The organism is Virgibacillus senegalensis (genome assembly GCF_000821245.2).
Classification (GTDB): Bacteria; Bacillota; Bacilli; order Bacillales; family Amphibacillaceae; genus Sediminibacillus; species Sediminibacillus senegalensis.
Genome location: NZ_LN611424.1, coordinates 378,651 through 384,857, shown reverse-complemented (window position 1 = coordinate 384,857; position 6,207 = coordinate 378,651). Strand labels below are relative to the sequence as shown.

General features: G+C 45.6%; 4 protein-coding genes and 1 pseudogene. 1 reads left to right on the top strand and 4 read right to left on the bottom strand.

Annotation, left to right across the window (positions count from 1 at the left end; genetic code table 11):
- Positions 1-422 (top strand): annotated as a pseudogene (locus tag BN1067_RS06110) (hypothetical protein); the annotation flags it as partial.
- Positions 423-778: 356 nt separating this feature from the next.
- Here BN1067_RS06110 and BN1067_RS06105 read toward each other — a convergent pair.
- The 4 genes from BN1067_RS06105 to BN1067_RS06090 all read right to left on the bottom strand — a co-directional run bounded on the left by BN1067_RS06105 (position 779) and on the right by BN1067_RS06090 (position 6,187).
- Positions 779-2,662, bottom strand: a complete 1,884-nt coding sequence (locus tag BN1067_RS06105; RefSeq protein ID WP_053218008.1) for an ABC-F family ATP-binding cassette domain-containing protein — start codon at positions 2,660-2,662, stop codon at positions 779-781.
- 247 nt (positions 2,663-2,909) lie between these two features.
- Entirely contained in the window at positions 2,910-4,331 is a 1,422-nt protein-coding gene (locus BN1067_RS06100; protein WP_199868476.1) for an alanine/glycine:cation symporter family protein, read from the bottom strand.
- A gap of 190 nt (positions 4,332-4,521) precedes the next feature.
- Positions 4,522-5,178 carry a type 1 glutamine amidotransferase domain-containing protein gene (locus tag BN1067_RS06095; protein WP_053218006.1) on the bottom strand — a complete coding sequence of 219 codons (657 nt, stop codon included), beginning with the start codon at positions 5,176-5,178 and terminating at the stop codon, positions 4,522-4,524.
- A 190-nt stretch (positions 5,179-5,368) separates the two neighbouring features.
- Positions 5,369-6,187, bottom strand: a complete 819-nt coding sequence (locus tag BN1067_RS06090; protein ID WP_053218005.1) for a VOC family protein — start codon at positions 6,185-6,187, stop codon at positions 5,369-5,371.
- Positions 6,188-6,207 lie beyond the last annotated feature (20 nt).

Genomic DNA, 6,207 nt, shown 5'->3' with positions numbered 1-6,207 from the left:
AATCGCTTATCGGTGGATGCTTGCCGCGGGCACGGCCTCAGCTAACTTGGTCAAGAAGATCACTTAACCAAGTGGATCTTCGGCTCGCGCTGTTCCCGCAGGCGTCACCACCGAACGCTCATCGTGGAATCAACAGAGGGGAAATGGCACCGGAAGATGACGTCATTGATCCCAGCTTATTAGCTTACTTCCGTCGTAAACGTCTGAAAGATCCAAACCTTTTAGATTTCCTGATTGGAAAAACCGTAGAGGTCGCGCTTGAGAAAGGCGTGATCCAATCGAAGTCTCTCATCCTTGATGCGACACACACAAAGGCTCGATACAATCAAACATCCCCTCAAGAAGTATTGCGTAGCCGTTCCAAGAACGTCCGTAAAATGATTTATTCTCTCGATGAATCCATGAAGAAAAAAATTTCCTGAAACCAACCGAAGATACGCTTGAAGCTGAGCTGGACTATTCAGAACGTCTTGTCGAAGTCATTGAAAAGGAACCAAAGCTCGTTTTTATCCCCAAAATCAAAGAACCTCTGAACTTACTGAAAGAGACGATTACAGATGACCAACTGGAATTACAAGAGTCTCAAGATCCTGATGCCCGTTTGGGGCACAAATCATTGAAATTAGATAAAAGCGATCTGTATGGAAATTAAATTCCATACAGACCGCTTTTTTAAATTCTACTTTTCAAACAACTTCAGTTTTTCAGTGGCCTCTCACCTGAAGAAGCGTTTTTTTTGCTTCTACAAAGGCGGCCCTGCCCTCGGAAAGCGTACCGGTTATTGCTGATCGATTTCTTCCACTAAAATCGACAATTCTTCCCATCGTTCCATTGCCTGTTCCAAACCGGCTTCCAGCTCTTCTTGGCGGTTGTACAGTTCCTGGACTTTTCCAAAATCGCTTCCCGCCTGTTCGATTTCCCCCTTCACCGTTTCCAGACCTTCCTCCAGAACGGAGATTTTATCCTCTATTCCTTCCCATTCCTTTTGTTCATGATAGGAAAGCTTTTTCTTCTTTTTACGAGGAGCCTGTGTTTGTTTTTCTGCCATTTCTTTCGGCTTTTGCCGGGATTTCGCTTCCTCCAGATAATCGGTGTAATTACCGTAAAAGAAATGGATATCATTCCGTCCTTCAAAAGCGATCAAACGATGGACGACCCGGTCCAGGAAGTAGCGATCGTGTGATACAGTGATTACGACGCCCGGAAATTGATCGAGATACTCCTCGAGTACACCGAGTGTTTGGGTATCCAAGTCATTGGTCGGTTCATCAAGCAACAGGACATTTGGTTCTTCCATTAGAACACGCAATAAATATAGCCGGCGCCGCTCTCCTCCGGATAGTCTGCTGATATAACTCCACTGCTGCGAACGGGGGAAAAGGAAACGTTCGAGCATTTGCTCGGCACTAATTACTTCTCCGTCGGCAGTATGAACGATCTCGGCAGTCTTTTTTATATATTCTACAACGCGCAAGGATTCATCCATTTCGCTATGGTCCTGCGTATAATACCCGATTTTGACTGTAGGCCCGGTTTCTATTGATCCATTATCGGGATCCATTCTTCCGGCCATGATATTTAAAAGCGTCGTTTTCCCACTCCCGTTTGGTCCGATGATACCAATACGGTCTCCCGGTACAACGAGATAGCTTAAATCGGTAATATAGGATGTTCCGGTAAAAGATTTGCCGATAGCGTCCAACTCGATTACTTTTTTTCCCAGGCGCTGGGAACCAACCTGAAAATCCAACTCCTGCGCCCCTGTATCAAAAGTGGCCTGTTTCATTTCCTCCACACGCTGCTTCCTGGCCTTTTGCTTGGTAGAGCGGGCCTTTGCCCCACGCCGCAACCATTCTAACTCACGGCGAAGGGTATTTTTATGTTTTTGTTCATTCTGCATCTCCAGGGCTTCCCGTTCCGCTTTCTTCTCCAGATACATTTCATAGTTGCCTTCGTACGTATATAGATGGCCATTATCCAATTCATAAATACGGTTGGTAATCCTATTGAGGAAATAACGGTCATGCGTTACAAGAATCAAGGCACCTTCATATTGCGGTAAATACCCTTCCAGCCATTCAATCGTTTCATTATCGAGATGGTTGGTTGGCTCGTCGAGAATCAGTAAATCAGCCGGCTGGATCAAAGCACGGGCAATAGCTGTCCGCTTTTTTTGCCCGCCGGACAGCTCGGCGGTTTTTTTCGTATAATCTGTGATCCCCAGCTTTGTCAGGATCGATTTGGCAGCTGTATTGGCATCCCATGCCTCTTGTTCATCCATTGATTGCTGTGCTTTCAATAGCTTCTCCTGCAATGCCGCATCTTGTGGATTTTTTTCCAACAGCTGAAGCGTTTCTTCATACTGCCGCATCGTCCGCATGATTGTCGATTCACCCTGATATACCTGTTCCAATACAGTCAATCGACCATCTAGATCCGGTTCCTGGTTTAAATATTCGATCCGGAAGTCGTTGGCATGCTTGATGGATCCTCCCTCATTGGATTCGACTCCTGCTATCACTTTCAGCAACGTAGACTTCCCGGTTCCATTGACACCTATCAACCCAATTCGTTCTCTTGGTTCGATGGTAAAATTAATATGATCAAACAATACTTTGTCACCAAATGATTTATATAATTGCTCTACAGATAGGATACTCATAATTTTATTCATCCTTTTGATTATTTAGCTATACCTTTTCAATTATAAAGGATAATGAATGAAGTTAACAATTTAGTCTTTCCTCTCTCCCAACACCGTCAGAGTATAGAGAAACAGAGAGAGACATTACTGGTGATGGAAAAAAATAAAGCGCCAGACGGTTTCTGCAAAATTGTTCTCTACCCTATAGAAAAAGGCCGTCGGAGGGTTTCCGACAGCCTGAAGCACCATAATCCAGTGCTCTATGCTATTCCTTTTCTTTTTGAGAGGTTTGGTCTTTTCCCCAGTATTCAATCCCAGATACCCCTCCAAGCGTTTCCCGGTAAAAGACTGGATCTTTCCCCTGTTTCTTCTGGTTTAAGTAGTCGGTCAGTGTCCGGTATGCTACTTTCGAAAGCATGGCGATTGCATATAAGTTAATCAATGCCATGATTGCCATCGATAAGTCGGCCATGTTCCACACGAGATCGAATTCCTGTAATGCTCCAAAAGTAACCATGAGCAATACGGCCACCCTGTAAACAGTAAGTGCTGGTTTGCTTGATCTGATAAACTCAATGTTTGTTTCTCCATAGTAATAGTTACCAAGAATGGAGGAATAGGCGAACAGAAAAATAGCAATGGCTACAAAAACAGCCGCCCAAGAGCCAAGCTGTGCTTCAAACGCACTCTGAGTAATTTGGATGCCTTGCAGCGAGCTGCCGGCATAGCCCTCTGTCGTTAATATGATCAATGCAGTCGCACTACAGATGACCAAGGTATCCAGAAATACGCCAAGCGTCTGGATTAGACCCTGCTTGACTGGGTGCGTGACCTCAGCTGTGGCAGCAGCATTCGGGGCACTACCCATACCTGCTTCGTTGGAAAACAAGCCACGCTTGATTCCCATCATGATAGCTGCACCGAAACCACCACCGGCAATTTCCCTAATCCCGAACGCATTGGCGAATATCAACTGAAACATTTCCGGGATAGCGGTAACATTCGCAAGAAGAATGTAAATGGCAAGGATTACGTACATGATCGCCATAAATGGGATGATGAACTGAGTAACCCTGGCGATGCTTTTCAAACCGCCAAATATCACGACAGCAGTCAGAATAACCAGGATGACGGCCATCCAACCGGGACTGACTCCAAAGGATTCTTCAAAAGCCAGCCGAATTGTATTGGATTGGACAGAGTTGAAGACAAGCCCATATGTAAACGTAATAATGATGGCGAATACAATCCCGAGCCAACGCTTATTCAATCCTTTATCCATGTAATATGCCGGTCCGCCCCGGTACTGGTTCTTATCTGGTACTTTATAGACTTGTGCCAAGGTGCTTTCTACGAAACTGGTAGCCCCGCCGATTAAAGCGATGAGCCACATCCAAAATACAGCTCCAGGTCCTCCCGCAGCAATTGCCGAGGCAACACCTGCCAGGTTTCCGGTACCGACACGGGAGGCGGTACTGATTGTAAATGCCTGAAAGGCGGATGTGCCCTTTTTTCCTGCTGCACTTAACGTCCGCTTATCAAATAGTACCCGGAACATTTCCGGAATCAATTTAAACTGCACGAATTTCGTGCGTATAGTGAAATACAGTCCGAGGCCGATTAAGACCGCGATCAGCACATATCCCCATAACAGGTCGTTCAATGTGGATAATATATCAGCAAACATATCGTTCCTCCTACTCATTTATCATCTGCTACTCTAAGTAAAACAGGTGGACGGTTTATCTATTTTTACCCCTCAGGCAAGCGGTGCAAACCCACGGGAAGAGGCGTATTCGTTTTTTACACAAACACACGAACGGGGAGAATGTCCCCGTTCGTGTGGTTTGCCTCTATATTATCCTATCTGAGATAGGTTATTTTAGCAAATCGACAAATGCATTTGCAGTCGATATACTGGATTGAGGGTTTTGTCCGGTAACGATATTGCCGTCGGTTACCGTATAATCGGAAAACGGCTCGCCTTGGCTGAAATCTGCTCCTTCATTTCTCAAACTGCTCTCCAATTTGAAAGGAAGCATGTCCATCAAATTCATCTGTTGTTCCTCTTCATTCGTAAACGCAGTCAATCTCCGTCCATCGGCTAATTTCCGTCCATTGTCGAGTGTGACGTTGACAAATCCTGCCGGACCGTGGCATACGGCCCCAATTGCTTTGTTTTTCGCGGCAAAGTCGCTTAAAAATTCCTGTAAGGCGGAGTTATTCGGAAAATCTTCCATGGTTCCATGACCTCCAGGAAGAAAGACCCCGTCAAAGTCATCCGGATTCTGAGCCGCTAGATTTTCTGTGTTCTCCAGCAATTTAACCGGCTTCTCCCACTCATCGGGTGCTTCTTCTTCATAACTATTGGGATCGAGCGGGACATTGCCGCCACTAGGACTGGCTACTGTAATATCAAATCCATTTTTTTCAAAAATACTATATGGTTCGCCGTATTCAGACAGCCATAATCCCGTTTGGTGATCTCCCATACGTTGGGAAGACGTAACGACCATTAATACTCTTTTCCCCATGTGTGACGCCTCCTTTGGTAAGGCTTTGTACATTTTTTCTATTCCATTTTCCGTCCAATGTTAAACATGATGGAAAAAGGAAGCGTACACACATCCTATTGATGAATCGGATAGAAACCTCTCCGGATTGCGGGGAGGTTGCCGGACCTTGGCAGCTTCTGTTTTTCTTTTTTGTCAGACTTTCTTGTTTTCATACTTGAAAATAGTAGGTAACGCCAAAGGGGTCGGTCGTTTTTCCATCTGATCCAAGGGTTCCTTGATGGACAAGCGTTTCAAAGTCCCTCCGCCCTATGTTCGCCGTTACTTCCCGCAATCCGATCATCCCTGGTTCCGGAAGAGAAGCTCCTTCTCCATGCCAGGTGTTTAAACCAATGTGATGATGATAGCCTTCAGCAGCTACAAATAACACTTGGTTGCCAAGCGTGATTGTTGGGGAAAAGCCGAGTTGCTCCACATAAAATTGTCGTGCCTCTGCTATCGATGACACATGAAAATGCAAATGCCCAATCGATGTACCGTCTGCAAATCCGTCCCATTTTACAGCTGACTGGAGCAAATCGCGGACATGCAATGGGTCTGCCGTTACTGGAAGTTCGCCGTCCAGCCGTTGCCACTTGCTCCTTTCCCGATCTGCATATACCTCAATCCCGATCCCGTCCGGATCTTCTAAATAGATCGCCTCGCTAAAGCCATGGTCTGATGCTCCTACAAGTGGATAGCGTTTATCCAGTATATGCTGTAAAAACGAGGCAAGATCCTTCCGTTCCGGAACAAGGATTGCAAAGTGATAGAGCCCTGCCATGTTTTTCAATGGGGTTGCTGCGTTGCTGTCTGCATGCAACCGCAGCAAAGCTGTCTGATCGGGAGTTCCGAGAACTGCTGAGTCCTCTTGCTTTTCGAGCACGGTAAATCCTACTATATTTTGATAGAATGCGATCGATCGAGTAAGATCACTAATCGTCAATTCAATTGATTGCAATTGGAAGGATCGCAATATTTGCAGGTCCATGTTTACTATCTCCTTTTTAT

Excerpts from the sequence above, each read along its gene's own strand:
- BN1067_RS06105 (WP_053218008.1), bottom strand. The coding sequence starts at position 2,662 with ATGAGTATCCTATCTGTAGAGCAATTATATAAATCATTTGGTGACAAA.
- BN1067_RS06095 (WP_053218006.1), bottom strand. The coding sequence starts at position 5,178 with ATGGGGAAAAGAGTATTAATGGTCGTTACGTCTTCCCAACGTATGGGA.
- BN1067_RS06100 (WP_199868476.1), bottom strand. The coding sequence starts at position 4,331 with ATGTTTGCTGATATATTATCCACATTGAACGACCTGTTATGGGGATAT.
- BN1067_RS06090 (WP_053218005.1), bottom strand. The coding sequence starts at position 6,187 with ATGGACCTGCAAATATTGCGATCCTTCCAATTGCAATCAATTGAATTG.